Origin of the sequence: Streptomyces sp. NPDC058741, from assembly GCF_042746715.1 — a bacterium.
In the GTDB taxonomy this organism is placed as follows: Bacteria; Actinomycetota; Actinomycetes; order Streptomycetales; family Streptomycetaceae; genus Streptomyces.
On sequence record NZ_JBHYQH010000012.1, the window covers coordinates 56,740 to 81,505 of the forward strand.

Consider the following 24,766-nt stretch of genomic DNA (forward strand, 5'->3'; position numbering starts at 1 on the left):
TGAAGGCGGCGGGAGAGCGCGGGAGCAGTGCCCGCTACCGGTCGCCGTGGCGGGGGAGCCGCGGGATCTCGATGGCCGGGCAGCGGTCCATCACCATCTCCAGGCCAGCCGCGCGGGTGCGCTCGTACGCCGCCTCGTCGACGACGCCCAGCTGGAACCAGACGCCCTTCGCGCCCTTGGCGACCGCCTCGTCCGCGACCGCCCCGGCGAGGTCGCTGTTGACGAACACGTCCACGACGTCCACGTCGAAGGGAACGTCCGCCAGGCTCGCGTACCCCCGCTCGCCGTGCACCGTCTCCGCCTTCGGGTGCACGGGCACGACGCGCTTGCCGAAACGCTGCAGCACGGCCGCGACACCGTACGCGGCGCGCTGCCGGTTCGACGACAGGCCCACCACCGCCCATGTGTCGCCGAGCTCGGTGAGGATCCTGCGGACCGTTGCCTCGTCGCCGTACACCGGGACCTCCTGGAGAGTCGTCATCCAACCGCCGTCGCGGCAGCCGTCGTCCGGACAACCCCGCGGGATGAGAGGGGATTCCCGCCACCCTCCGTGACAGCCGGCCGAAGGGCCGAGCGGGCATCCGGCACGAAGGACCCGAAGGGCGGCCCCACGGGTGGTTCCCGGCGCCGTCGGACCGAGGACCGGCGTCGGTCCACCGGCCCAGCCTCTGTTCGCGGAGGGCGGTGACGGCCAGCGGGCCGAACAGGTCGTCCTCGGCGAGGTCGAGGGCGGGCTCCGACGGTGTGGTCTGGGTGGACGTGTCGGCGGGGCCCTGATGCCGCGCCCGGGAGGACGGAGCCTCCCCCGGGGAGTCCGGGAACGGCCCGGCCCGCCTGCGCGTGCGCGTCCGCCCGCCTACGCTCGCCTCGTGCTCCGCATCATCGACGCCCGTACCGGCGAGCAGGCCGAGGCCGCCCCCGCCCGCCGGGCCCTGACGCGTGTCGAGGTGCACGCGCCCGGCTCCGACCTGACCGACCTGCGCGTGCTGCTCGTCGCGGACGTCCTCGTCCGGGCCATGGAACTCGGCGGCACGCCGGTGTGGGCCCTGCTGACCGGAGGCCGCCGGGCGGAACTACGGGCGGGCGCCACGGCACTCGGCATCCGCCCCTTCGAGGACGCCTCCGCCGCCGGCGCGGGCCTGGGCGAGAGACAGGTCGTCCACGTGGCGCCGGAGGGGACGCCGACGGGCGGCGGGGTGCGGATCGCTGTCGCGGCCGTGCACCAGGGGCGGGCCGGGACGCCCGGTGCTCCGGTGAACGCCGGCGCGGGGCTCACCCCATCGGCCGAGCCGGGTGCTCCGGACGCCCCGTCGGCGGAGCGGGAGGCATCAAACGCCCGGGCAGAAGGGCCGGCGGAGGCGAGTGCTCGGCCGTCGGGGCCGCGCGCGAAGGGCGCCCGTCCAGAGGAGCCGGCAGCGGCCCGTCCGGCGGAGCCGGCCGCGGGGGCGGATGCCCGCCCGGGCGAGTGGGCCGCCCCGCGCCTCCGCCCGGAGGAGTCGCGTGCGGTGGACGGTCTGCTCGCGGAGGTGCCGGCCGGCACCGACCCCGCCGTCCTGCGTCTCGCCCTGCTCTCCCGCCACCACAGGGAAGCGGCCACGCTGGAGGCGGCCGGTCTCGACGAGGCCCGCGCCACCCTCGCCCGCTGGCGCGCGGCCGTCGCACACTGGGCCCGCAGCCCCTCGCGACCGGTTCCGGACGACGTGCGCGGGCGGCTGCGCGGGGCCTGGGAGGACGACCTGGACGTGCCGCGGGTGCTGGACGTCCTGCACCATGTGGAGAACGAACCGGCGGTGCCGGACGGCGCCCGCTTCGAGACCTACGTCTACGCCGACCGGCTCCTCGGCCTCGACCTCGCCGCCGACCTGGGATCCCCGCCATGACGCACCGCACCGCAACGGGCCCGCCGCGCCGCCTGGTCGTGCTGCGGCACGCCAAAGCCGCCTGGCCCGTGGACGTCGCCGACCACGAACGCCCGCTCGCGCCGCGCGGCCGGCGCGACGCTCCCGCCGCCGGGCGAGCCCTGGCCGAGGCCGACTGTCTCCCGGACCTCGCCCTGTGCTCCACCGCCCTGCGCGCCCGCCGGACCTGGGACCTGGCCGCCGCCCAGTGGGGCACGCCCCCGCCGGTCCGCCACGACCGGCGCCTCTACGCCGCAGGTCCCTCGGGACTGCTCGGCGTCGTGCGCGAGACGCCGCCCGAGGTGGAGACGCTGTTGCTCATCGGGCACAACCCCGGCCTGGAGGACCTGGTCCTCGCGCTGGCGGGCGAGGGCCTGGACGACACGGTGGAGCGGGTCCGCACGAAGTTCCCCACCTCGGCCGTCGCCGTCCTGTCCTGGCACGGCACGAGCTGGCAGGCCCTCGGCCCGGGCACCGCGCTGCTCACGTCCGTGACCGTGCCCCGGGGTGTCGAGAAGGAGCACCGCCGCCACGCATAGGCTGGCCGGATGCAGGACGAATACCGCACGGTCGCCCAAGCGGGCGTGCACGAGACCGAGGTCAACCGCTCCCGCTTCCTGTGCGCCCTCGCCCCGGCGGCCACCGAGCAGGAGGCCCAGGAGTTCATCGCCTCGGTCCGCAGGCGGCACGCCGACGCGAACCACACCTGCTGGGCCTACGTCATCGGCGCCGACGCCTCCGTCCAGAAGGCGAGCGACGACGGCGAACCCGGCGGCACCGCGGGCGTCCCCATGCTGCAGATGCTGCTGCGCCGGGACACGCGGTACGTCGTCGCCGTCGTCACCCGCTACTTCGGCGGGGTCAAGCTCGGCGCGGGCGGGCTCATCCGGGCCTACGGAGGAGCTGTCGGCGAGGCCCTGGACACCCTCGGCACGCGCGCCCGCCGCAGGTTCCGGCTCGCGACCGTCACCGTCGACCACCAGCGGGCCGGAAGGCTGCAGAACGACCTGCGGACCGGCGGGCGCGAGGTGTGGGACGTGCGCTACGGCGAGGCGGTCACCCTCGAGATCGCGCTGCCGGACGCCGACGTGGACGCCTTCCGCTCCTGGCTGGCCGACGCGACCGCCGGAACGGCCGGTTTCGCCCTGGGCGGGGAGGCCTGGGGCGACGCCTGACGCCGGCTCGTCCACGCGCGCTGTGATCTGGCCCACCGCGCACAAGCGGACATGTGCGTTGATATGGCGTCCGATGGGCGTGGATGCCGAGGTTCGTGAGGGACCGGGTGCCCGTACGGGTTAGCGTGGTGGGTGCTGACAGCGGGCCGTGGAGTGGCAGTAGGGGGAGACATGCGGGTCGGGGCGGGGTCTTGAGGCTGCTGCACACGTCCGACTGGCATCTGGGCCGGGCCTTTCACCGGGTGAACATGCTCGGGGCCCAGGCCGAGTTCATCGGCCATCTCGTCACGACCGTACGGGAGCGGGACGTGGACGCCGTGGTCGTGTCGGGAGACGTGTACGACCGTGCCGTGCCGCCGCTCGCCGCGGTCGAGCTGTTCGATGACGCCCTGCACCGCCTCGCGGACCTCGCCGTGCCGACGGTGATGATCTCCGGGAACCACGACTCGGCCCGCCGGCTCGGCGTCGGCGCCGGGCTGATCGGCCGGGCCGGCATCCACCTGCGCACCGAGCCGTCGGCGGCCGGCACCCCGGTCGTGCTGGCCGACGCCCACGGCGACGTCGCCTTCTACGGGCTGCCCTACCTCGAACCGGCCCTGGTGAAAGACGAGTTCGGGGTGGAGAAGGCCGGTCACGAGGTCGTGCTCGGCGCTGCCATGGACCGGGTCCGCGCGGACCTCGCGACCCGCCCCGCCGGCACCCGCTCCGTCGTCCTCGCGCACGCGTTCGTCACCGGCGGCGAACCCAGCGACAGCGAACGCGACATCACCGTCGGCGGTGTCGCCGCCGTGCCGGCCGGCGTCTTCGACGGCGTCGACTACGTGGCGCTCGGGCACCTGCACGGCTGCCAGACCCTCGCCGACCGCGTCCGCTACTCCGGCTCCCCGTTGCCCTACTCCTTCTCCGAGGCCGCCCACCGCAAGAGCATGTGGCTCGTCGACCTGGCCGCCGACGGCACAGTGGCCGCCGAACGCGTCGACTGCCCGGTGCCGCGCCCCCTGGCCCGGATCCGGGGCACGCTGGAGGAACTGCTCGCCGACCCCGGACTGGCCGGGCACGAGGAGGCGTGGGTCGAGGCGACCCTCACCGACCCGGTCCGCCCGGCCGATCCGATGGCCCGGATCGCCGAGCGCTTCCCGCACACGCTCAGCCTGGTCCTCGACCCCGACCGGGACCACGAGGAGACCGAGCTCTCCTACGCCCGGCGCCTCGCCGGACGCAGCGACCAGCAGATCGCCGAGGACTTCGTCGCCCATGTGCGCGGCACCGGACCCGACGCACACGAACAGGGCGTGCTGCGCGACGCGTTCGACGCCGTGCGGGCCGACGAGACCCTGCGGGAGGTGGCCCGGTGAGGCTCCACCGGCTCGCGATCACCGCCTTCGGGCCCTTCGGCGGCACCCAGAGCGTCGACTTCGACGACCTGTCGGCGGCCGGGCTGTTCCTCCTGCACGGACCCACCGGCGCGGGCAAGACCTCCGTCCTCGACGCCGTGTGCTACGCCCTCTACGGCTCGGTCCCCGGCGCCCGGCAGGGCGGTGGCCAGGGCACGGCCCTGCGCAGCGACCACGCCGCCCCCGAGGTCCGCACCGAGGTCTCCCTCGAACTGACCGTCGCGGGACGCCGCCTGGAGGTCACCCGCCAGCCGCCCTGGGAACGCCCCAAGAAACGCGGCACCGGCACGACCCTCGACAAGGCCCGGACCTGGCTGCGCGCGTACGACACCGGGGCCGGTACCTGGAAGGACCTCAGCCGCTCCCACCAGGAGATCGGCGAGGAGATCACCCAGCTGCTCGGCATGAGCCGGGAGCAGTTCTGCCAGGTCGTCCTGCTGCCGCAGGGCGACTTCGCCCGGTTCCTGCGCGCCGACGCCGAGGCCCGCGGCAAGCTGCTGGGCCGCCTGTTCGACACCCGCCGCTTCGCCGACGTCGAGAAGCGCCTCGCCGAGCGCCGCCGCGCCACCGAGGCCCGGGTCCGCGACGGCGACGCCGAGCTGCTCGCCGACGCCCACCGCATGCAGCAGGCCGCGGGCGACGCCATGGAGCTGCCCGGCCTGGCACCGGGCGAACCCGGGCTCGCCGAGGCCGTACTCGCCGCCGCCGCCGTGGCCCGCAGCACCGCCCGGGAACAGCTCACGGTCGCCGAGCGCCGCCTCGCCGCCGCCGAGTCCGCGCAGGCCGCGGCGGGCCGCGCCCTGGACGAGGTGCGCGAACTCGCCCGGCTCCAGCGGCGGTACGCGGAGGCGCGGGAACGGGCGGCGCGTCTGGAACAGGGAGCCGAGGCGTACCGGGAGGCGCAGGCGCTCATGGAGCGCTCCCGCAAGGCCGAAGCCGTCGCACCCGCCCTGGAGCTGCGCGAGTCCGCCGACGCCGAACACCGCCGTGCCACCGCCGCCGAGAGCCGCGCCCGCGCCCTGCTGCCCGAGGGCTTCGCCGACGCGGGCGCCGCCGGACTCGCCACCGCAGCCCGCCGCGCCGCCGAGGAGCTGGGCGGGCTGGACGCGGCCCGCCGCGCCGAGCGCCGCCTGGCCGAACTCCTCGACGAACGCGCCGGACTCGACCGGCAGGAGCGTGCCGACGCCGACCTCCTCCAGGAGGCGGAGTCCTGGCTCGACGACTGGGAGGAGACCCGCGCCGGCCTCCAGGCCCGGGTGGACTCCGCGCAGCAGGCCGCCTCCCTCGCCGAGCAGCTCGCGGTCCGGCGCGAGCCCGCAGGGCAGCGCCTGCGGGCCGCGCGGCTGCGTGACGGGCTCGACGAGGACACCGACGAGGCCGTCGAGCAGGTCCGCGCCGCGCGGGAGGAGACGCTGCGGGCCCGACAGCGTTGGCTCGACCTCAAGGAGCAGCGCCTGACCGGCATCGCCGCCGAGCTGGCCGCGCACCTCACCGCCGGCGAGCCCTGCGCCGTCTGCGGAGCGACCGAACACCCCGCCCCCGCCCGCAAGGTCGCCGGGCACGTCGACCGCGAGGCGGAGGAGCGGGCCCTGGCCGCCGTCCAGCGCGCCGACGAGCGGCGCGCCGAGCACGAGCGGCGCCTCGGTGTCGTACGGGAGGCGCTGGCCGCCGCCACCGCCGAGGCCGGTGACGCCCCCACCGCCCTGCTGGAGCGCGAGGCGGCGGAACTTGAGGAGAGGTACGCGCACGCCCGCGCCGCCGCCGCCGGGCTGCACGCCGCGCAGGAGCGGCTGCGGCAGGCCGGGCACGAGCACGAACGGCGTGTCGCCGCCCGGCAGGAGGCCGCCGTCCGGGCCGCATCGCGGGTCGGCCACCGCGAACGCCTGGACCGCGAACGGGCCGCTCTGCAGGAGGAGCTGGAGCGGGCACGGGGCGAGCTGGACAGCGTCGCCGCGCGGGCCGCGCAGCTGGAGCGGCGGGCCGCCCTGCTCACGGACGCCGCCGACGCCGCCCGGGCCGCCGAGGACACCGCCCGGCGCCTCAAGGACGCCGACGCCCGGCTCGCCGACGCCGCCTTCCGCGCCGGCTTCGACACCCCGCAGGCCGCGGCGGACGCCCTCCTCGACTCCCCAGCCCACCGCGAGCTGCAACGGCGGCTGGACGCCTGGCAGCACGAGGAGGCCGCCGTCCGCGCGGTGCTCGCCGAGGCCGACGCCTCCGCTGCGGCCGCGCGGCGGCCCGCCGACGTCACGACGGCCCAGCAGACGGCCGACGACGCCACCCGCCGTCTGCGTGACGCGGCCTCCGCGCACGACGCCGCCGTGCGGCGGTGCGCGGAACTCGACCGGCTGTCCGCCCGGGCCGCCGCCTCCGTGCGCCGGCTGGGCCCGCTGCGTGAGGAGTACGGCCGGGTCGCCCGCATGGCCGGCCTCACCTCGGGCACCTCGGCGGACAACGAACGCCGGATGCGCCTGGAGTCGTACGTGCTGGCGGCCCGGCTGGAACAGGTCGCCGCCGCCGCGACCGTACGGCTGCGGCGGATGTCGTCCGGCCGCTACACCCTGGTCCACTCCGACGACCGCACCGGACGCGGCCGCAGCGGCCTCGGACTGCATGTCGTCGACGCCTGGACCGGCCGCGAACGCGACACCGCGACGCTCTCGGGCGGGGAGACGTTCTTCGCCTCGCTCGCCCTCGCCCTCGGCCTCGCCGACGTGGTCACGGACGAGGCGGGCGGTGTGCGGCTGGACACCCTGTTCATCGACGAGGGCTTCGGCAGCCTCGACGACCAGACCCTCGACGAGGTCCTCGACGTCCTCGACTCCCTGCGGGAACGCGACCGCAGCGTCGGTATCGTCAGCCACGTGGCCGACCTGCGGCGGCGCGTCCACGCCCAGCTGGAGGTCGTCAAGGGCAGGTCCGGGTCGGCGCTGCGGCAGCGCGGCGTCCGCTGAGGCCGGACCGGCTCAGCGGCCCATCGGCCTGCGGGGGAGGGCGAGGAGTACACGACGCTCCTGGTGACCGAGCCCAGGGCCCCGATCCTCCCGGACACCTCCTCCAGGTGCCGCATCGAACGGGCCGTCACCTTGATGACGAAGCAGTCGTCGCCCGTGACGTGGTGCGCCTCCAGGATCTCTGGCGTCACCGCGACGAGGTCGTGGAAGGGCTTGTAGTTGCCGGTCGGATACCTCAGGCGCACGAACGCCAGGATCGGCAGCCCCAACCGCTCGGGGTCCACTACCGCCGCGTACCCCCGGCTGACCCCCGCCTCCTCCATGCGCCGCACCCGCTCGGTGACCGCGCTCGCGGACATGGACACGGCCCGGGCCAGCTCGGCGAAACTGGCCCGTCCCTCCCGCCGGAGGACGTCGAGGATGCGCCGGTCGGTGGCGTCCGGGGAATACGCGGTCATCAGCGAGGGATAGCTGGGAGATCCCCGGCTGATCAAGCCGTGAGCCGGTGATCGCTCCTTCAGGGACCGGCCGGACGGACACAGTTTCTGGTGCATGACCACCACCGTGAATCCCGTTCTGCCCTCGCCCCCGCCGCTCCGGCCGAGGCCGCCGCCCACTTCCGTGCCGGGCTCGCCTTCCACACCGACGTGTCCGACGTGGCCGCCGCCCTCGCCGCCGGCGGCGACCCCGGCTTCGTCCTGGTCGACTCCCGCTCCGCCGAGGCCTGGGAGCAGGGGCACGTCCCCGGTGCGCTCCACCTGCCGACCGCGCTCGTGGCCGGGCAGGCCGGGCGGCTACTGGACCGGGCGGTGCCGGTCGTGACGTACTGCTGGGGACCCGGCTGCGACGGTGCGGCCCGCGCGGCCCTCGCCCTCGCCGAACTCGGCTACCGGGTCAAGGAGATGCTCGGCGGCTTCGAGTACGGGGTGCGCGAGGGCCTAGACCCGGCAGGGGCGCGGGCGCCGCGCTGCGGACCCGCTGACGGCCCCGGTGGGCGCCGGCGCCTGCGGCTGCTGAACCCCTCGTCCGCCGCGGCGAGTTGACCCTGTAGGTTCTTGCGCCATGGTGCGATACGCGGATCCGGGCGTCGTGGAATGGGTGGAGTCGGGCGGCGGGCCGCTGATAGCGGTACCCGAGACCGTCCTGCCGTTCTGGGCGGGCGCCGACGGCGAGGAGACGGCCTCGGACTACGACCGGGCCTGCGAGGTGGACGGACAGGCCGGGCTCCTGCCCGTCGGCGACGCCACCGCCCTCGTCCTGGGCGACGACCCGGCCGCGACGGCGTACCTGCCCGGGCACGGCCTGCTCGTCCGCTGGTGCGCGGCCGACTCCGAGGAGGACGTGCTGGCGAGCGTCGCCCCGGCGGCCGCCTCGGCCGAGTGGGGGCCGGAGCTGACCTGGTCGGTGCCCGGGCCCGTCCGTCTCTTCGACGCGGCCTGGCCCGGGACGGGCCTCGCCGGATCCGACCAGGTCCGGGTCGACCTGGAACCCGGCACCTACGCCGTCAGCGCGGCGCGGGTCCGGCCGGGCCCGGAGACCTGGCTGGACCTCGTCCGGCTCCACCGCCTGTCGCCGCGCTGAAGCACGCCCCTCCAGGGGTGCGGGGAACCGCGCGACCGGCCGGGACGGATCCGCACCCGCCCGGCGACCAGGGCCCCGGGAGCCGGCGCGACGGCTACAGCCGCGACAGCTCGTCCACCAGGTCGTCCAGGCCCAGGGACCCCTGCGACAGCGCCGCCATGTGCCATGCCTTCGGGTCGAAGGCGTCCCCGTGCCGCTTGCGGGCGTTCTCCCGGCCCAGCAGCCAGGCCCGCTCGCCGAGCTTGTAGCCGATGGCCTGCCCCGGCATGGACAGGTAGCGGGTCAGCTCGCTCTCCACGAAGTCCGCGGGGCGGCTGCTGTGCGCGCCGAAGAACTCCTGCGCCAGCTCCGGCGTCCAGCGCTCGCCCGGGTGGAAGGGCGAGTCGTCCGGGATCGTCAGCTCCAGGTGCATGCCGATGTCGATGATGACGCGCACGGCCCGCATCATCTGCGCGTCCAGATAGCCGAGCCGGCGCTCGGCGTCCGTCAGGAAGCCCAGCTCGTCCATCAGCCGCTCCGCGTACAGCGCCCAGCCCTCGGCGTTGGCGCTCACCATGCCGACGCTCGCCTGGTAGCGGGAGAGGTCCCGCGCCACGTGCTTCCACTGGGCCAGCTGGAGGTGGTGGCCGGGCACGCCCTCGTGGTACCAGGTCGACACCAGGTCGTAGACCGGGAAGCGGTCCGTGCCCATGGTGGGCAGCCAGGTGCAGCCCGGGCGGGAGAAGTCGTCCGACGGCGGCGTGTAGTAGGGCGCCGCGGCGCTGCCCGGAGGGGCGATGCGCGACTCCACCCGGCGCACCCGCTCGGCCAGGTCGAAGTGGGTGCCGTCGAGGGCGTCGATCGCCTCGTCCATCAGGCCCTGCAGCCAGTCGCGGACCTCGTCGACGCCCTCGATGTGCGTCCCGTGCTCGTCGAGGTGCGCCAGCGCCGCCCACGGAGTGGCCGCGCCCGGCAGGATCTTCTCGGCCGCGGTCCGCATCTCGCCGAGCAGGCGGTGGTACTCGGACCAGCCGTAGGCGTACGCCTCGTCCAGGTCGAGGTCCGTGCCGTTGAAGTACCGCACCCAGCGGGCGTACCGCTCCCGGCCCACCACGTCCGGGGCGCCTTCGACCGCCGGCGCGTACACGTCCCCCATCCAGTCGCGCAGCCGCACCACGGCCTCGCCGGCCGCACGGGCCGCGGCGTCCAGCTCCGGCCGCAGGGACTCGGGGCCCGACGCCGCGAAGACCTCGAACCAGCCGCGTCCCTCGCCGTCGGCGTCCGCCCACTCGCCCAACTGCTCCGTGAACGTCGCCGTGGCGCGGGGCCCCGCGTACAGCTTCCGTTCGAGGCCGAGCGCCAGACTCGCGCGGTAGCCCTCGAGCGCGGCCGGGACCTGCCGCAGCCGCTCGGCGATCGCCGCCCAGTCCTCCTCGGTCTGCGCGGGTGTCACGGTGAACACCTGCCGCACCGCGTGCGCGACGGAGCTCAGGTTGCTGACGGAGCGCAGGCTCTCGTCGGCCTCGTGCACGGCCAGATCGGCGGTGAGACGCTCGCGCAGCAGCCGGGCGCAGCGCCGTTCGACGGCGCGGTCCGCGCCGGGCTGCCGCTCGGCCTCGTCCAGCCGGGCCAGCGTCCGCCGCGCCAGCTCCGCGAGCGCCTCCTGGCCCTCGGGCGACGTGTCGGGCAGCCTGCTCGAACTCTCCCGCACGCCGAGGAAGGTACCGGTGATCGGGTCGAGGGCGACGAGCTCGTCGACATGGGTGTCGGCGACCTCACGGGGCAGCGGGCTCCTGGTGTCAGACATGCGGCCATCCTCGTACGGCGGACCGCGCACGTCACGCGGATTGAGCCGAGGGCGAAGGCGGCAGCAGCGGCCCGCACTCCCACTGCTGGAAGATAAGCCGGGTCTCCACCCGCGCCACCTCCCGGCGCGAGGTGAACTCGTCCAGCACCAGCCGCTGGAGGTCGGCCATGTCGGCGACCGCGACATGGACCAGGTAGTCGTCCGGCCCGGTCAGGTGGAACACCGTCCGCGACTCCGGCATCGCCCGGATCCGCTCCACGAACGGCCCCACCAGCTCCCGCCGGTGCGGCCTGACCTGCACCGACAGCAGCGCCTGAAGCCCTCGCCCCAGCCTCGCCGGGTCCAGCTCCAGCCGGTGCCCGAGGATCACGCCCGAGCGGCGCAGCCGGGCCACCCGGTCGAGACAGGTCGACGGAGCCACCCCGACCTGGGCGGCGAGATCCCGGTACGTCGCCCGTGCGTCGTTCTGCAGCAACCGCAGCAGATGCAGATCGACCGGATCCAGTACGACACTTTCAGCCATCGGCCGAACGTAGCACGGCGGGCACCCACGGCACCCCGGCCGATGTTCACTCTGTCCTGCCATGGACATGGACACAGCGCGCCCGGGCGCCCACGACGACGTACGCACCACCGCGCGAGCACTGGCCACCGAGGCCGTGCACGCCGGGCGGGACGATCTCGCCCGGCTGGGGCTGCACGCCCCGCCGATCGACCTGTCCACCACCTACCCCTCGTACGACAGCCGCGACGAGGCCGCCCGCATCGACGCGTTCGCCGCCACCGGCGCGGAGCCGGACGGCCCGCCCGTGTACGGACGGCTGGGCAACCCGACCGTCGCCCGCTTCGAGACCGCCCTGGCCCGCCTGGAGGGCACCGAGGCGGCGGTCGCCTTCGCCAGCGGCATGGCCGCGCTGAGCGCGGTCCTCCTGGCCAGGGCCTCGACGGGCCTGCGCCACGTCGTCGCCGTCCGCCCCCTCTACGGCTGCAGCGACCACCTGCTCACCGCAGGACTGCTGGGCTCGGAGGTGACCTGGACCGACCCGGCCGGCGTCGCCGACGCACTGCGCCCGGACACCGGCCTCGTCATGGTCGAGTCCCCGGCCAACCCCACGCTCGCCGAGGTCGACCTGCGGGCCGTGGTCCACTCCTGCGGCTCCGTCCCGCTGCTCGTCGACAACACGTTCGCCACGCCGGTCCTCCAGCGTCCCGCCGAGCAGGGCGCCCGGCTGATCCTGCACAGCGCCACCAAGTACCTCGGCGGCCACGGCGACGTCCTGGCGGGCGTGGTGGCCTGCGACGAGGAGTTCGCGGGCCGTCTGCGCCTGGTGCGCTTCGCCACGGGCGGCGTCCTGCACCCGCTGGCCGGCTACCTGCTGCTGCGCGGCCTGTCCACCCTGCCCGTACGGGTCAAGGCCGCCTCCGCCACGGCCGCCGAACTGGCCGGACGTCTCGCCGCCGACCCGCGGATCGCCCGCGTCCACTACCCGCGCATCGGCGGCGCCATGGTCTCCTTCGAGGTCCAGGGCGACCCGCACGAGGTCATCGCCGGGGTGCGCCTGATCACCCCGGCGGTGAGCCTCGGCAGCGTGGACACCCTCATCCAGCACCCGGCGTCGATCAGCCACCGCATCGTGGACGCCGAGGACCGCAGGGGAGCGGGCGTGGGCGACCGGCTCCTGCGGATGTCCGTGGGCCTGGAGGACGTCGAGGACCTGTGGGCCGACCTCGACCGGGCGCTGGGGCCCCAGGGCGCGGGCCACCGCGTGCGGCGTCTCGGTGAGCCCGCGATCGCCGACTGACCGGCGCCCTCAGGGGGCCGAGGCGTTCCCCAGGCTCGGCACCCGGCCGGCGGCGGGCTCGTCGAGCCGGGCGGTGATCACCAGGGTCCCCTCCTCGACCTGGTAGTCGAGGGGGAGGCCCAGCCCCCGCATCGCCGCCACCATGCCGGTGTTGGACGCCTGCGTCACGGCGTACACGCTCGCGCATCCGGCCTCGACGGCCATCCCGGCCAGCCGCCCGAGCAGTTCGGCACCGACACCCCGCCGCTGCCAGGCGTCCTCGACGAGCAGCGCGACCTCCGTCTCGTCCCCGTCCCACAGCAGGTGACCGAGCGCGACGATCCGCCCGGAAGCGGTCTGCACGGCCAGGGTGCGGCCGAAGCGCGGGCTCAGCAGGTGGTGGAGGTACCGGTCGGCGTCGCCGACCGGTCCGTGGTAGCGGAGCCGCAACGTGCGGTCCGAGCACCGCTCGTGCATCGCCCTGGCCGCCGGAAGGTCACGCGTGTCGGCCCGCCGCACGGTGATGTCGCCGCCCTCGGCGAGCGTCAACACGTCCCGGGCGTGCGGCAGGCGCGGCCCGAGCCGGGCATCCAGTTCCACCAGCGCCCGGGCCCGGGCGAACTCGGTCGGCGTGAAGGGCAGATGGGGTCGCTCGACGGTGATCGTCCCGCCCTCCGGGGCGCGCAGCCGCAGCACCGTGCCGTCGAGGGCGCCCTCCACGGGAAGGCCGTCGAAGACCTGGCCGCCCGCCGGTCCGGGCCGCGACCGGATCGTGCACCGGCCCAGCAACCGGCGCAGCGCCAGGGGCAGTTCGGCGGAGTCCAGGGCGGTGCGGGCGGCGAGCTCCAGCACCCGGGTCGGGGCGTCCACCAGGTCGTGCGCGTCGGCGCGCTCGATCCAGGTGTCGGCGCCCCCGGCCGACCCGACCGCCGCGGTGATGCCGCACGCCTGCACCTCGCCCGGGGCCCGCAGCAGGAACTCGTCCACCGCGCCCTCGGCCAGCGGATGCGTCTGGAGGCTGAGGATGTCGACCCGCTGTCCGGCCAGGGCCGCGCACAGCGCCGCCAGTGAGCCCGGCTCGTCCCGCACGGTCGTCCGCATCTGCCAGAGCGTGTGCGCCCCCGGCACCGGCTCCGGTGCCGGGGACCCGGTATCGCCGGGCGGGGGCGCGTGTTCGTGGCGTCGACTCCGCCAGGCGTGGAAGGCTCCCGCCACCCGTTGCCACGGGCCGGCGGTGCCGTGGTCGTCGTTCCCGTCCGTCACGTGCCTCATCGTTCGCGTCATGCACCCACTGTGACGGAACGGTGTTGCGTGACCGCGAATTCTCTGTGTCCGGCGGGTAAAGGGGGCTTGTTTCCCCCTTTATGTACGCTTCAAACGTTGCGCTCCGTGGCTGTCGTGGACGCCGGGCCTACTGGCCCACCCGGCCCGGCTGGAGCACCTTCGTGAACAACACGCTGCCGTCCTGCTCCCGCAGACGCACCGTCAGCTCGCCGCTGCCGCCGTCGATGTCGACCTCACCGAAGAACTGGTAGCCGCCGGCCGGCGAGACGTTCGCGACGGCCGGGGCCTTCACGAACACCCGGTCCGGGCCGAAGGTGCCGTCGAGCGTGCTCGCCGGGAAGGCGCCGGCGTTGAGCGGGCCCGAGACGAACTCCCAGAACGGCTCGAAATCGCCGAAGGCGGCCCGCGACGGCTCGTAGTGCTGCGCCGAGGTGTGGTGCACGTCGGCGGTCAGCCACAGCGTGCCGGTGATGCGCCGGTGCTTGATGTGCCGCAGCAGCTCGGCGATCTGCAACTCCCGGCCCAGCGGTTCGCCGGGGTCGCCCTGGGCGACGGCCTCGACGTTCCGGCCGTCCGGCACGACCAGGCCGATCGGCATGTCGGAGGCGATCACCTTCCACACCGCCCGCGAGCGCGACAACTCACGCTTGAGCCAATCCAGTTGCTCCCGGCCCAGGATGCCCTGCGCGTCGGCGGGCTGGTCGCCCGGGGAGTTGGCGTTGCGGTAGGTGCGCATGTCCAGGACGAACACGTCCAGCAGCGGCCCGTGCCGCTGAACCCGGTAGACGCGGCCGTCGGGGCGGCGCAGCGTGGAGATCGGGAAGTACTCGGCGAACGCCCGGCGGGCGCGGGCGGCGAGGACGTCGACGCGCCTCTCGGTGTAGCGGCCGTCGGTGAGGATCTCGCCCGGGTACCAGTTGTTCGTCACCTCGTGGTCGTCCCACTGGACGAGGGAGGGGACGCGGGCGTTGAAGGCGCGCAGGTTCTCGTCGAGCAGGTTGTAGCGGAAGTTGCCGCGGAACTCCGCGAGGGTCTCGGCGACCTTCGCCTTCTCCTCGGTGGTGATGTTCCGCCAGGTGCCGCCGTCCGGCAGGGCCACGGTCTCGGTGATCGGGCCGTCTGCGTAGACGTTGTCGCCGCTGCACAGGAAGAAGTCCGGGTCGAGCGCGGCCATCGCGTCGTAGATGCGGTAGCCGCCGAAGTCCGGGTTGATGCCCCAGCCCTGGCCGGCCAGGTCGCCGGACCAGACGAACCGCACCCCGTCGCGGCGCTTCACGGACGCCGTGCGGAAGGTGCCGGTGACCGGCTCGCCCGTGCGGCGCGGGTCGTCCGGGTCGGACAGCAGCACGCGGTAGTGGATCTGCTCGCCCGGGGGCAGTCCGCGCAGCCGGGTCGTGCCGGTGAAGTCCGTGCCCGGGCCCAGCAGCGGGCCGTGCCATCTGCGGGGGTGGCGGAACGACTCGGTGGCCGACGTCTCGACGACCATCCGGGCCGGACGGTCGGAACGCACCCACACCAGCCCGGAGTCGCAGGTCACGTCTCCCGTCTGGACACCCCATCCCGCCTTCGGCCGCCCGGACCGTGCGAAGGCCGGCGCCGCGCCGAGCGTGCCGGGCAGGGACAGGGCCGCCGACGCGGCGAGGGAGCCGCGCAGGACGCTGCGGCGACCGGGAAGGGAACGGTGGGACATGGATGCGCCTCCAGGGACGGGATCCGGCCAGTGTGCAGAGCCACACCTACTGGCGCACCGCAGCGTCCACACGAACACCGAGTGAACACCCGACCGCGGGGTGACGGCAGCGCGCGATCCGGCCGGATCATCCGCCGGCGGCCCGGGCCATCAGCCGTACGCCCTCGGCGATCCGGGCGGGCGGCACATGGGCGTACCCCAGCACGAGCCGCACCTCCTGGGCCCCCGGGTCCTCGTCCGGGCGGTGGGTGTAGGCCGACAGCGGGCGCACCGCCACCCCGGCCGCCGTGACGCGTCCGAGGAACCGCTCCTCGGGTCCGTGGCGCCGCGGCAGGGCGGCGATGACGTGCAGGCCCGCGGCGATCCCTGACACCGACGAGCCGGGGAAGTGCTCGTCGAGGGCGGCGACCAGCGCGTCCCGCCGCTCGCGGTAGGCGCGCTGGCAGCGGCGCAGCTGACGGTCGTAGTCGCCGCGCTCCAGGAAGCGGGCGAACACCGCCTGGTCGAGGGACGGGTGGCCGAGGTCCATGGTGCGTTTGCGTTCGACGACGTCCGCGGCCCAGGACTCGGGCACCAGCAGCCACCCCAGCCGCAGGCCCGGGGCGAGGGACTTGCTGACCGAGCCCGTGTAGGCCACATGGTCCGGGTCGAGGCCCTGGAGCGCGCCGACGGGGGCGCGGTCGTAGCGGAAGTCACCGTCGTAGTCGTCCTCCAGGACGAGGCCGTCCACCTCCCGGGCCCAGTCCAGCAGTTCGGCGCGGCGCCGTGCCGTGTAGGCGATGCCGGTGGGGAACTGGTGCGCCGGTGTCGTCACCACCGCCCGTACGCCCGACGCCCGCAGCGCCCCGGGCGCGATGCCCTCGCCGTCCACGGGCACCGGCACGGGGGTGACCCCGGCCGCGGCGTACAGGGCCTCGTGCTGGGGGCTGCCCGGGTTCTCCACCGCGATCGAGCGCAGCCCGCGCGCGTGCAGCGCGCAGCCGAGCAGGGCCGTCGCCTGGGCCACCCCGGAGACCACCACGATCCGCTCCGGGTCGGCCACCACCCCCCGGCGCCGGGCGAGCAGTTCGGCGAGCGCGACCCGCAGCCGGGGCAGCCCGCGCGGGTCGGGATACCCCAGGTCCTGGTGCGGGAGATCGGCCAGCACCGCGCGCTGCGCGGCGGCCCACGCCGAGCGCGGGAACAGCGCCAGGTCCGGTGTCCCGGGCACGAAGTCCACGCGGGCGCCCGGCGTGCGCGGAGCCAGGTCGTCGGCACGGGGCCGGGCCGCCCGCGCGGCGGCGCCCACCCAGGTCCCGGCGCCCCGGCCGCTGCGCAGATAACCCTCGGCGGTCAGCTGCTCGTACGCCTCGGTGACCAGCCCCCGCGACACCCCCAGGTCCGCCGCGAGGTCCCGGCTCGACGGCAGCCGGGTGCCCGGCGCCAGCCGGCCCGTCCGGACCGCCTCGCGCAGCGCAGCCTGGAGGGCGCGGCCGCGGGTGCGGGCGGGCGCCGAGGCCGCGGGGAGGAGCAGTTCCCAGGCGGCCGAGTGCGGGCCGTCGCCCGGATCGTCGTGCGTTGGCCTCATGGGAGGAGACCATAGAGGCCCCGGGAAGTCCGCCGGCCGCGGCGGTGGGGTTCAGCGGCTGCCGTCGAGCACCACCCGGGCCACCAGCGCCGGGTCGTCGTTCATCGGCACGTGGCCGCAGCCGGGCAGCCGCACCAGCCGGGCCCGCGGGATGACCTTCTTGGCGCGCACGCCCTGACGGGGGACGAGGAGCCGGTCGCGGCTGCCCCAGGCGACGGTGACCGGTGTGCCCACGATGTCGTCGGTGAACCGCACGGTCCTGCCCGAGCGGAGGGTCTCGGAGAACCCCTGGGCGTCGGCCAGCGCGCGGGTCTCGGCGATCACTGCCTCGGGCGAACGGCGGCCCGGGCGCGCGTAGATGGTGCTGGTCAGCAGGGCGCGGCCGATCGCGGGGCGGGCGAGCCGCTCGACCAGGGGCGGCGGCATCCGCCGGGCCGTCTGCCGCATCGCGGTCAGCACGGTGAAGGCGTAGCGGCGCTCGGCCTCGTTCCAGAACCCGGCCGGGGACAGGGCCGTGACGGAGCGGACCAGCCGCGCGCGGGCCAGGTCCAGGGCCAGCAGGCCGCCCAGCGAGTTGCCCGCCACGTGCGGCCGTTCGACCTCGAGGGCGGTGCACAGCGCCCCCAGCAAGGCGCTCATCGTGGGCAGGTCGTGCGCCATGCCGTCCGGGAGCGCCGGGGACTCGCCGCAGCCGGGCAGGTCCACGGCGATCACGTCACGCTCGGCGGCCAGCGCGGGCAGCACCGGGTCCCAGGCCTGCCGGTGATGGCCGATGCCGTGCAGCAGGAGCAGCGGTGCCCCGCTGCCCCGGCGGGTGCAGGCCAGGGTGACGCCCCGCTCGCCCTGGGCGGAGGGGACCTCGAAGGAGACGGTGGCGGTCATGCGGTGCTCCTCGGCTGTACTCGCTGACGGACGCTGTAGACAGCTTGTCAGCAATTGCTACCGACGGGTAGTCCCGGGTGGGGCGCCCGTCTTCCTCCGCGGCCGGCGGCGACCTCGAAGGGCTGATGGCCCTGCTCGCCCGGGACGTCCGGCTCGTCGGCGACCGCGGATGCAAGGCCCGGGCGCCGCTGCGGGTGCTGGAGAGCCCCGACGAGGTGGGCCGTTTCGTCGGCGCCACGCGCAAGGGCCTGCAGGACCTCTCCGTGCGATACCCGGAGCTGAACGGCGGCCCGGCCGCGCCGGTGCTCTCCGGCGGCGAACCGGAGGCCGTCTTCCAGCTCGATGTCACCGACGGGCGCGTCCGGACCGCCTGCGTCGCCCGGAACCCCGGCAAGCTGCGGAAGCTGACGGTCGTGTGAACCGCCGCCGGGCAAACCGCCGGCGAGCCGGTTCACCGAACGCGGCGAACCCGCCACCGAGCGTCCCGTGAACGTTCCCGGCCATTGGTCTTGACCAAGTGTGCGGGCCGCCCTAGGGTCGCAGAGAAGTGCAACAACCTTTAATAAACAAGGGCGTTAAAACGCCGCCGACCACGGCTATTGCGGAGGACAGGGTGGGGACCACGCAGCTGGAATCGGTACCGGAACCGAAGTACTGGCATCTCAGAACGGTGCTCAGTGAAGCGCTCGATTCGGAGTTCTCGGTGGGGGAGATCCTGCCGAACGAGCGCGATCTCGCGGCCCGCTTCGGCGTCGCCCGCGCCACACTCCGCCAGGCCCTGGAACAGCTCGAACTGGAAGGCAGGCTGCAGCGCCGCCGCGGGGTCGGCACGACCGTCGCGCCGCCCCGCGTGGGCGTCTCCCTCGGCACCGGCCCGCACACCTGGCCCGGCGGCCCCGAGGACGCCTGGCAGCCGGTGGACTGCGCGTCGGCGGTGCCGCCCGCGGCCGTCGCCGACGTCCTGGAGACCGGGCGGGAGGAGTGCGTGCACGTCGTGCGCCGCTCCCGCGTCTCGAGCGGGCGGCCGGTGGCCGCCGAGCTGCTCTACGTCCCGGAGTTCTCCGTGCCGGACCTGACCGGCATCGACGCGTCGTCCGGCGCGGCACGCGCGCGTGCCGTGCTGCGCGAGCTGCAGCGGGCCGAACTGGAGCGGCAGGAGAACGCCGTCGAGCTCGGCTCCGCCGGTGCCGACGACGCCAAGGAACTCGACCGGCTCCCCGGAGCACCCGTCCTCGTCGTCACGACCCGTTTCGTCGCGGCGGCGCGCACGGCCGCACTGTCGGTCGCGACGTACCGGGCGGACACGTGCCGGTTGACCTTCGGTGACAGGGGAGGCCTGGAGATCCGCCAGGCGTCCTGAGCCCGGGGGCGCGGCGGGCGGGGGAGTGAGTACCGGTCGGAGCGGCAGGCGTCCCTGATCGGGCCGGGGCCGCCCGGCGTGCGGCGTCCCGGCTGCGGCCGGCCGACCCTACGGCGGACCCGCCCGGCGTGCCGCGTCCCGGCTGCGGCCGGCCGACCCCACGGCGGACCCGCCCGGCGTGCGACACTCGGCGGAGGCCGGTCCGGCGCGGGCGCTGCGTGCGCGCGGTGCGGGGAGGGCGACGTGCACGCACCCCCGGCGGGGATTCCTACCGGCGGACCCTCGTCGTGCCCTCCACGCTGAACAGCTCCTCCTCCACGTGGTCCAGGGCGAGGCGCAGGGCGCCCGTGGCCACGGCCGCGCCCCCGAGGCGGGAGAGCGTCACCTGCGGCGGGCGCAGGCAGTAGCGGGCCAGTTCCCTGCGCAGCGGCTCCAGGACACCGTCCAGTCCCGCCGCCCAGCCGCCCACCACGACCAGTTCCGGGTCCAGGGCGAGGGCGAGGGCCGCCACGTCGTGGACCAGGCGCTGCAGGAAGCGGTCCACGGCGGCGCGGGCCCGCCGGTCGCCCCCGCGGGCCTGGGCGAAGACCTCGGCGACCGCCAGCTCGTCGAGGGGGTGGAGGGGCTCGTCCGTGGTGGACAGAAGCTTCTCGGGCGTCACCTCCCGGCCCAGCAGGTGCAGCGCCCCGATCTCGCCGGCCGCCCCGCCGTAGCCCCGGTGCAGCCGACCCCCGATCAGCGCACCGGCGCCCGGGCTGAGCCCCGCCAGGACGAACACGACGTCGTCCGACTCGGTGGCCGCGCCCTTCCAGTGCTCGGCGACGGCAGCGGCGTTGGCGTCGTTCTCGACCAGCACCGGGCAGTTGAAGGACCGGCTCAGCCGCTCGCCCAGCCGCAGCCCCGTCCACTCCGGCAGCGCGGTCCCGAGCCGCACCGTGCCGTCCGCTTCGACGATCCCGGGCGTCGCCACGCCCACGGCCCGCAGCGACCCGCGCGCGACACCGGCCCGCCGCAGCAGTTCGGCGACGGCCCCGCGCAGCCGCTCCAGCCGCTCGTCGGCCCCCGCCGTCTCCGCCACGTCCCTGGCCTGGGAACCGATCACCCGGCCGTCCAGGTCGGCCAGCAGCGCGGCCACCCGGCGCGCCCCGATCTCCACCCCCAGCAGGTGCCCGGCCTCCGCCCGGAACCGGAACCGCCGCGCCGGCCGCCCCTGCCGCCGGGCGGCCCCCTCCTCGGCCGCCTTCTCGACGACGAGCCCGGCCTCGATGAGCCCTTCCACGACACCCTCGACCGTCGGCCTCGACAGCCCCGTCACCAGGGTGATCTCGGTCAGCGTCGCGCAGTCCGCGGCACGCAACGCGTGCAGCACCACCGCGGAGTTGATCCTGCGCAGCAGCGAGGGGTCCCCGCCGGTCAGCCGCCCCACCGTCCGTCCTCCCAGGTCGTGCGCGTGTTGGCCGGATCGTACTTCGGCGCGGCACACCGCGGCGAGGTCGGGCGCCGGCCCGGGGCGTCAGCCCGGGGCGACGAACCCCGACTCGTAGGCGGTGATCACCGCCTGGGTGCGGTCCCGTGCCCCCAGTTTCGCCCGCACGGCGCTGACATGGGACGTCACGGTCTCCGTCCCCACGACCAGCCGGGCGGCGATCTCCGCGTTCGACAACCCCCGTGCCATCAGCCGCAGCACCTCCGCCTCACGCTCCGTCAGCCGGGCCCGCTCCACCAGGGCCCGGGCCGCGCGGTTGCCGTTCCCGCCGTCGCCGTACTCCGCGGCGAGCTGCCGCACCGAGGCCGGGAACAGCAGCGACTCGCCCTCGGCGATCAGCCGCACCGCGTGCACGATCTCGGCCGGCCGGGCCCGCTTGAGCAGGAACCCGTCGGCTCCCGCCCGCAGCGCCTCGTACACGTACTCGTCGTGCTCGAACGTCGTCACCACCAGGATCCGCGGCGGCTCGTCGACCGTCCGCAGCAGCACGCGCGTGGCCTCGATGCCGTCGAGCAGCGGCATGCGCACGTCCATGGCGACCACGTCCGGCCGCAGCCGACGCACCAGGGGGACGACCGCCGCCCCGTCCGCCGCCTCCCCGACGACCTCGATGTCGGGCTGCGCCTCCAGCACGGCCCGCAGCCCCGCGCGCACCAGGGGTTTCACGCGAGGCCGGCGGACAGGAGGGGGAGCCGCACCGAGAGCATGGCCACGACGTAGCCGAGGACGAGCCGTACCTCCAGCCACAGCACGGTCCGTCCCCGGTCGGCCCAGGTGGCCGAAGGCGCGGCGACGATCTCGGCGTTCGCGCTGTCGTGCCGGTGGCCGGTCAGCAGCAGCCGGGCCTGCAGCCCTTCGACGAGCCGCGTCGCGGGCACCAGGCCGGCGAGCCCGAGCAGGCCGGCCGCCGCGGCCTGCGTCCACCACGACTCCTCGACGAACAGCCACAGGGACGGCCACACGACGGCCGTCGCGAGATGCAGCCATCGTGTGTACGTCACCGCCCGGCCGAACGGGCGCAGCACGCGGACCATGGCGTCATCGTGCCAGCCGCGACGGACAGCGAACCTCCCCCGCACGGGGAAGACCTCGCCACCGCCGGAGGCGCCCGGGCCCCGGCCGACCGGCCACGCCGGCGCCCTGACCGGCATCGACGTCCCAGGCCTCTCGCGGGGGAGTCGGGCGACGGCGAGCTGTCGGCCGGCTCACCTTCCGCGCGCTGCCCGGCCCTGCGCGCGACGGGCACGAGAGCCGACTTCCCGCTGCCGGTCGGAGAGTGGCATCCGCGGCGCCGGGAAGTCCGACCGGGGTGCGGGGGGCAGGGGCCGAGGGCGGGGGACCGGGGCGGGGCACCGGGGGCTGGGGACCGGCCTGATGCACCGCCAAGTGTCAGTGGTCGCGGGTTTACTGGAGTGCATGAGCATCGCACAGCACATCGCCCTGATCGACGAGCTGTGCTACCGCCCCTTCCCGGCGGAGCACGGCCCGTCGGACGTCGGGGTCTCCGGGCCCGGCCGGCACGTCGCGGTGCTCGACGCCGCGACGGACGACGATCCCGCGCGGTGGGCGGTGGTGGTGGACCAGTTGGAGAAGGACCGGGACGCCGTCTGCGAGCTGCTGGCCTCGCGGTGGGGAGACACCCCGCCGTACGGCCTGCAGACCGTTCTCCTGCGTAGCGGGGACGAGGAAATACCCCGGCTCTGGGCCGAGTTGAGCGAGCGCGCGAGTCTCGCGTACATGTGGGAGGTGGAGGGCACCGGCCGCTGGGTCGCCGTGGCGGTCACCGACCGGGATGCGTCGGCGCTTCAGCTGCTCGCCCTCGTGACGGAGGCCGCCCCGCCGTGAGCCGGTCAGTCCCCGGCCGCTTCCCGCAGCCGGGCGAACTCCTCCGCCATCGTCTCGGCCGTCCAGTGCGCGTTCAGGCCGCTCGGGTTGGGCAGGACCCACACCCGCGTGTCCCCGATCGTCCGGACCTGCGGCCCGACCTGGGCCTTGCGGTCGTCGAACGCGGCCCGGTGCGCGGTCACCCCCACCACCGCCAGCCAGCGCGGCCGCAGCTGTCCCACCTTCACCGCGAGCCGGCGCCCGCCCTCGCGGTACTCCTCGGCGCTCAGCTCGTCGGCCCGGGCGGTCGGCCGGGCCACGACGTTGGTGATGCCGAGCCCGTACGACAGCAACTCCCGCTGCTCGGACGGCTTCAGCAGCCGCGGCGTGAACCCGGACCGGTGCAGCACCGGCCAGAAGCGGTTGCCGGGGCGGGCGAAGTGATGGCCCGTCGCGGCGGTCATCAGGCCGGGGTTTATCCCGCAGAACAGGACCCGGAGGCCCTCCGCGACCACGTCGGACACGACGCGGCCGCGGGCGGCCTCCAGTTCCTCGGGCGTGAAGCGCGGCATCGGGAGCCGGGCGTCAGAGGATCGCCCCGGGCGTGTACCCCGCGGCCTGGGGGTGCTGCTTGACGATCTCCTCGATCCGGGCGACCACGGCGGCCACCTGGTCGCCCGCGGCACCGGTGAAGGACAGCTTGTCCGCCATCAGCGCGTCCAGCTGGGTGCGGTCCAGCGGGATGCGCTCGTCCGCGGCCAGCTTGTCGAGCAGTTCGTTGCGCTCGGCGCCCTGCTCGCGCATGGCGAGCGCGGAGTCGACGGCGTTCTCCTTGATGGCCTCGTGCGCGAGCTCGCGGCCGACGCCCGCGCGCACGGCGCCCATGAGGACCTTGGTCGTGGCGAGGAACGGCAGGTACCGGTCCAGCTCACGGGCGACGACCGCGGGGAACGCCCCGAACTCGTCGAGCACCGTCAGGAACGTCTCCAGCAGGCCGTCCAGCGCGAAGAACGCGTCCGGCAGCGCCACCCGGCGCACCACCGAGCAGGACACGTCGCCCTCGTTCCACTGGTCGCCCGCCAGCTCACCGGTCATCGACGCGTAGCCGCGCAGGATGACCATCAGGCCGTTGACGCGCTCGCAGGAGCGGGTGTTCATCTTGTGCGGCATGGCCGAGGAGCCGACCTGGCCGGGCTTGAAGCCCTCGGTGACCAGCTCGTGCCCGGCCATCAGCCGGATCGTCTTCGCCAACGAGGAGGGCGCCGCGGCCAGCTGCACCAGCGCCGTCACGACCTCGTAGTCCAGCGAGCGCGGGTAGACCTGGCCGACCGAGGTGAACGCCTGCGAGAAGCCCAGGTGCGCGGCGATCCGCTGCTCCAGGTCCGCGAGCTTGGCGGCGTCCCCGCCCAGCAGGTCCAGCATGTCCTGGGCGGTGCCGACCGGGCCCTTGATGCCGCGCAGCGGGTAGCGGCCGAGCAGCTCCTCGACCCGGCCGTGGGCGACGAGCAGTTCGTCGGCGGCCGTGGCGAAGCGCTTGCCGAGGGTGGTGGCCTGCGCGGCGACGTTGTGCGAGCGGCCGGCCATGACCAGCTCGCCGTACTCACCGGCCAGCTTGCCGAGCCGGGCCAGCACCGCCACCGTGCGGTCGCGCATCAGCTCCAGCGAGAGCCGGATCTGCAACTGCTCCACGTTCTCGGTGAGGTCGCGGGAGGTCATGCCCTTGTGCACGTGCTCGTGCCCGGCGAGGTCGTTGAACTCCTCGATCCGCGCCTTCACGTCGTGCCGCGTGACCTTCTCGCGCTCGGCGATGGAGGCCAGGTCGACGGTGTCGAGGACGCGCTCGTAGTCGGCGAGAGCGGCCTCGGGCACCTCGATCCCGAGGTCCTTCTGGGCCCGCAGCACGGCGAGCCAGAGCTGCCGCTCCAGCCTGACCTTCTGCTCGGGCGACCAGAGCGTGGCGAGCTGGGCGGAGGCGTAGCGTCCGGCGAGGACGTTCGGGATGCGGGGCTTGGCGGGCGCTGAAGTCACGTGGAGGGATTCTACTGGCGATTCGTGCAGGCCAGCGCAACGGGTGGGTTCGTCGGAACCTACGAGAGGCTCCGGG

20 protein-coding genes and 4 pseudogenes are annotated in these 24,766 nt (G+C 75.1%); 11 read left to right on the forward strand and 13 right to left on the reverse strand.

What is annotated here, in order from left to right:
• Positions 1-34: 34 nt before the first annotated feature.
• Positions 35-457 (reverse strand): CoA-binding protein, encoded by a 423-nt coding sequence (locus tag ACFW6P_RS12740; RefSeq protein WP_386356123.1) that lies wholly within the window; start codon positions 455-457, stop codon positions 35-37.
• Between the two features lie 412 nt (positions 458-869).
• Between ACFW6P_RS12740 and ACFW6P_RS12745 the strand changes: the two are divergent.
• The 5 genes and pseudogenes from ACFW6P_RS12745 to ACFW6P_RS12765 form a co-directional block, all read left to right on the forward strand.
• Positions 870-1,223: pseudogene (locus tag ACFW6P_RS12745) on the forward strand (hypothetical protein); the annotation flags it as partial.
• A 653-nt stretch (positions 1,224-1,876) separates the two neighbouring features.
• Positions 1,877-2,437 carry a SixA phosphatase family protein gene (locus ACFW6P_RS12750; RefSeq protein WP_386355974.1) on the forward strand — a complete coding sequence of 187 codons (561 nt, stop codon included), beginning with the start codon at positions 1,877-1,879 and terminating at the stop codon, positions 2,435-2,437.
• Between the two features lie 9 nt (positions 2,438-2,446).
• Positions 2,447-3,073: a YigZ family protein gene (locus tag ACFW6P_RS12755; protein WP_386355971.1), complete on the forward strand. Its 627-nt coding sequence runs from the start codon at positions 2,447-2,449 to the stop codon at positions 3,071-3,073.
• A gap of 191 nt (positions 3,074-3,264) precedes the next feature.
• The gene (locus ACFW6P_RS12760) at positions 3,265-4,428 is read left to right on the forward strand and encodes an exonuclease SbcCD subunit D (RefSeq protein ID WP_386355969.1); all 1,164 of its coding nucleotides are present in this window, start codon (positions 3,265-3,267) and stop codon (positions 4,426-4,428) included.
• A complete protein-coding gene (locus ACFW6P_RS12765) occupies positions 4,425-7,421 on the forward strand; it encodes an AAA family ATPase (RefSeq protein ID WP_386355966.1) in 2,997 nt (998 codons plus the stop codon). The genes ACFW6P_RS12760 and ACFW6P_RS12765 overlap by 4 nt, the downstream gene beginning before the upstream one ends.
• 12 nt (positions 7,422-7,433) lie before the next feature.
• On the opposite strand, the pseudogene ACFW6P_RS12770 reads toward ACFW6P_RS12765, so the two are convergent.
• Positions 7,434-7,879: pseudogene (locus ACFW6P_RS12770) on the reverse strand (Lrp/AsnC family transcriptional regulator).
• 94 nt (positions 7,880-7,973) lie between these two features.
• On the opposite strand from ACFW6P_RS12770, the pseudogene ACFW6P_RS12775 reads away from it, so the two are divergent.
• Positions 7,974-8,438: pseudogene (locus tag ACFW6P_RS12775) on the forward strand (rhodanese-like domain-containing protein).
• 45 nt (positions 8,439-8,483) lie between these two features.
• Positions 8,484-9,002: an immunity 21 family protein gene (locus ACFW6P_RS12780; RefSeq protein WP_386355960.1), complete on the forward strand. Its 519-nt coding sequence runs from the start codon at positions 8,484-8,486 to the stop codon at positions 9,000-9,002.
• A 94-nt stretch (positions 9,003-9,096) separates the two neighbouring features.
• Here ACFW6P_RS12780 and ACFW6P_RS12785 read toward each other — a convergent pair whose 3' ends face one another.
• Entirely contained in the window at positions 9,097-10,788 is a 1,692-nt protein-coding gene (locus ACFW6P_RS12785; protein WP_386355957.1) for a DUF885 domain-containing protein, read from the reverse strand.
• A gap of 31 nt (positions 10,789-10,819) precedes the next feature.
• Positions 10,820-11,311, reverse strand: a complete 492-nt coding sequence (locus ACFW6P_RS12790; protein ID WP_386355954.1) for an Lrp/AsnC family transcriptional regulator — start codon at positions 11,309-11,311, stop codon at positions 10,820-10,822.
• A gap of 67 nt (positions 11,312-11,378) precedes the next feature.
• Here ACFW6P_RS12790 and ACFW6P_RS12795 point away from each other — a divergent pair, with 67 nt between their 5' ends.
• Positions 11,379-12,590: a trans-sulfuration enzyme family protein gene (locus ACFW6P_RS12795; protein WP_386423670.1), complete on the forward strand. Its 1,212-nt coding sequence runs from the start codon at positions 11,379-11,381 to the stop codon at positions 12,588-12,590.
• A gap of 9 nt (positions 12,591-12,599) precedes the next feature.
• Here the strand turns inward: ACFW6P_RS12795 and ACFW6P_RS12800 are convergent, their stop codons facing one another.
• From ACFW6P_RS12800 to ACFW6P_RS12815, 4 genes are all read right to left on the reverse strand, one after another.
• Positions 12,600-13,853, reverse strand: coding sequence for a GNAT family N-acetyltransferase (locus ACFW6P_RS12800; RefSeq protein ID WP_386355952.1), 1,254 nt, complete (start codon positions 13,851-13,853; stop codon positions 12,600-12,602).
• Between the two features lie 127 nt (positions 13,854-13,980).
• On the reverse strand, positions 13,981-15,543 hold the full coding sequence (locus ACFW6P_RS12805; RefSeq protein ID WP_386423637.1) for an alkaline phosphatase D family protein: 1,563 nt from the start codon (positions 15,541-15,543) through the stop codon (positions 13,981-13,983).
• 127 nt (positions 15,544-15,670) lie between these two features.
• On the reverse strand, positions 15,671-17,110 hold the full coding sequence (locus ACFW6P_RS12810) for a PLP-dependent aminotransferase family protein (RefSeq protein ID WP_386423639.1): 1,440 nt from the start codon (positions 17,108-17,110) through the stop codon (positions 15,671-15,673).
• Positions 17,111-17,161: 51 nt separating this feature from the next.
• On the reverse strand, positions 17,162-17,992 hold the full coding sequence (locus ACFW6P_RS12815) for an alpha/beta fold hydrolase (RefSeq protein WP_386423641.1): 831 nt from the start codon (positions 17,990-17,992) through the stop codon (positions 17,162-17,164).
• 92 nt (positions 17,993-18,084) lie between these two features.
• On the opposite strand from ACFW6P_RS12815, the pseudogene ACFW6P_RS12820 reads away from it, so the two are divergent.
• Positions 18,085-18,411 (forward strand): annotated as a pseudogene (locus ACFW6P_RS12820) (RNA polymerase subunit sigma-24); the annotation flags it as partial.
• A gap of 194 nt (positions 18,412-18,605) precedes the next feature.
• Positions 18,606-19,352: a GntR family transcriptional regulator gene (locus ACFW6P_RS12825; RefSeq protein WP_386355941.1), complete on the forward strand. Its 747-nt coding sequence runs from the start codon at positions 18,606-18,608 to the stop codon at positions 19,350-19,352.
• Positions 19,353-19,620: 268 nt separating this feature from the next.
• On the opposite strand, the gene ACFW6P_RS12830 is transcribed toward ACFW6P_RS12825, so the two are convergent.
• From ACFW6P_RS12830 to ACFW6P_RS12840, 3 genes are all read right to left on the reverse strand, one after another.
• The gene (locus ACFW6P_RS12830) at positions 19,621-20,778 is read right to left on the reverse strand and encodes an ROK family transcriptional regulator (RefSeq protein WP_386423642.1); all 1,158 of its coding nucleotides are present in this window, start codon (positions 20,776-20,778) and stop codon (positions 19,621-19,623) included.
• 87 nt (positions 20,779-20,865) lie between these two features.
• Positions 20,866-21,504, reverse strand: a complete 639-nt coding sequence (locus tag ACFW6P_RS12835) for a response regulator (RefSeq protein WP_386355935.1) — start codon at positions 21,502-21,504, stop codon at positions 20,866-20,868.
• Positions 21,501-21,872 carry a hypothetical protein gene (locus tag ACFW6P_RS12840; RefSeq protein ID WP_386355932.1) on the reverse strand — a complete coding sequence of 124 codons (372 nt, stop codon included), beginning with the start codon at positions 21,870-21,872 and terminating at the stop codon, positions 21,501-21,503. The genes ACFW6P_RS12835 and ACFW6P_RS12840 overlap by 4 nt, the downstream gene beginning before the upstream one ends.
• A gap of 382 nt (positions 21,873-22,254) precedes the next feature.
• On the opposite strand from ACFW6P_RS12840, the gene ACFW6P_RS12845 reads away from it, so the two are divergent.
• Positions 22,255-22,683 (forward strand): hypothetical protein, encoded by a 429-nt coding sequence (locus ACFW6P_RS12845; protein WP_386355929.1) that lies wholly within the window; start codon positions 22,255-22,257, stop codon positions 22,681-22,683.
• A 5-nt stretch (positions 22,684-22,688) separates the two neighbouring features.
• On the opposite strand, the gene mug is transcribed toward ACFW6P_RS12845, so the two are convergent.
• Together mug and purB are read right to left on the reverse strand one after the other, a co-directional pair.
• Positions 22,689-23,234, reverse strand: coding sequence for a G/U mismatch-specific DNA glycosylase (gene mug / locus ACFW6P_RS12850; protein ID WP_386355926.1), 546 nt, complete (start codon positions 23,232-23,234; stop codon positions 22,689-22,691).
• Positions 23,235-23,247: 13 nt separating this feature from the next.
• Positions 23,248-24,690 (reverse strand): adenylosuccinate lyase, encoded by a 1,443-nt coding sequence (gene purB / locus ACFW6P_RS12855; protein ID WP_386355923.1) that lies wholly within the window; start codon positions 24,688-24,690, stop codon positions 23,248-23,250.
• Positions 24,691-24,766: the final 76 nt, after the last annotated feature.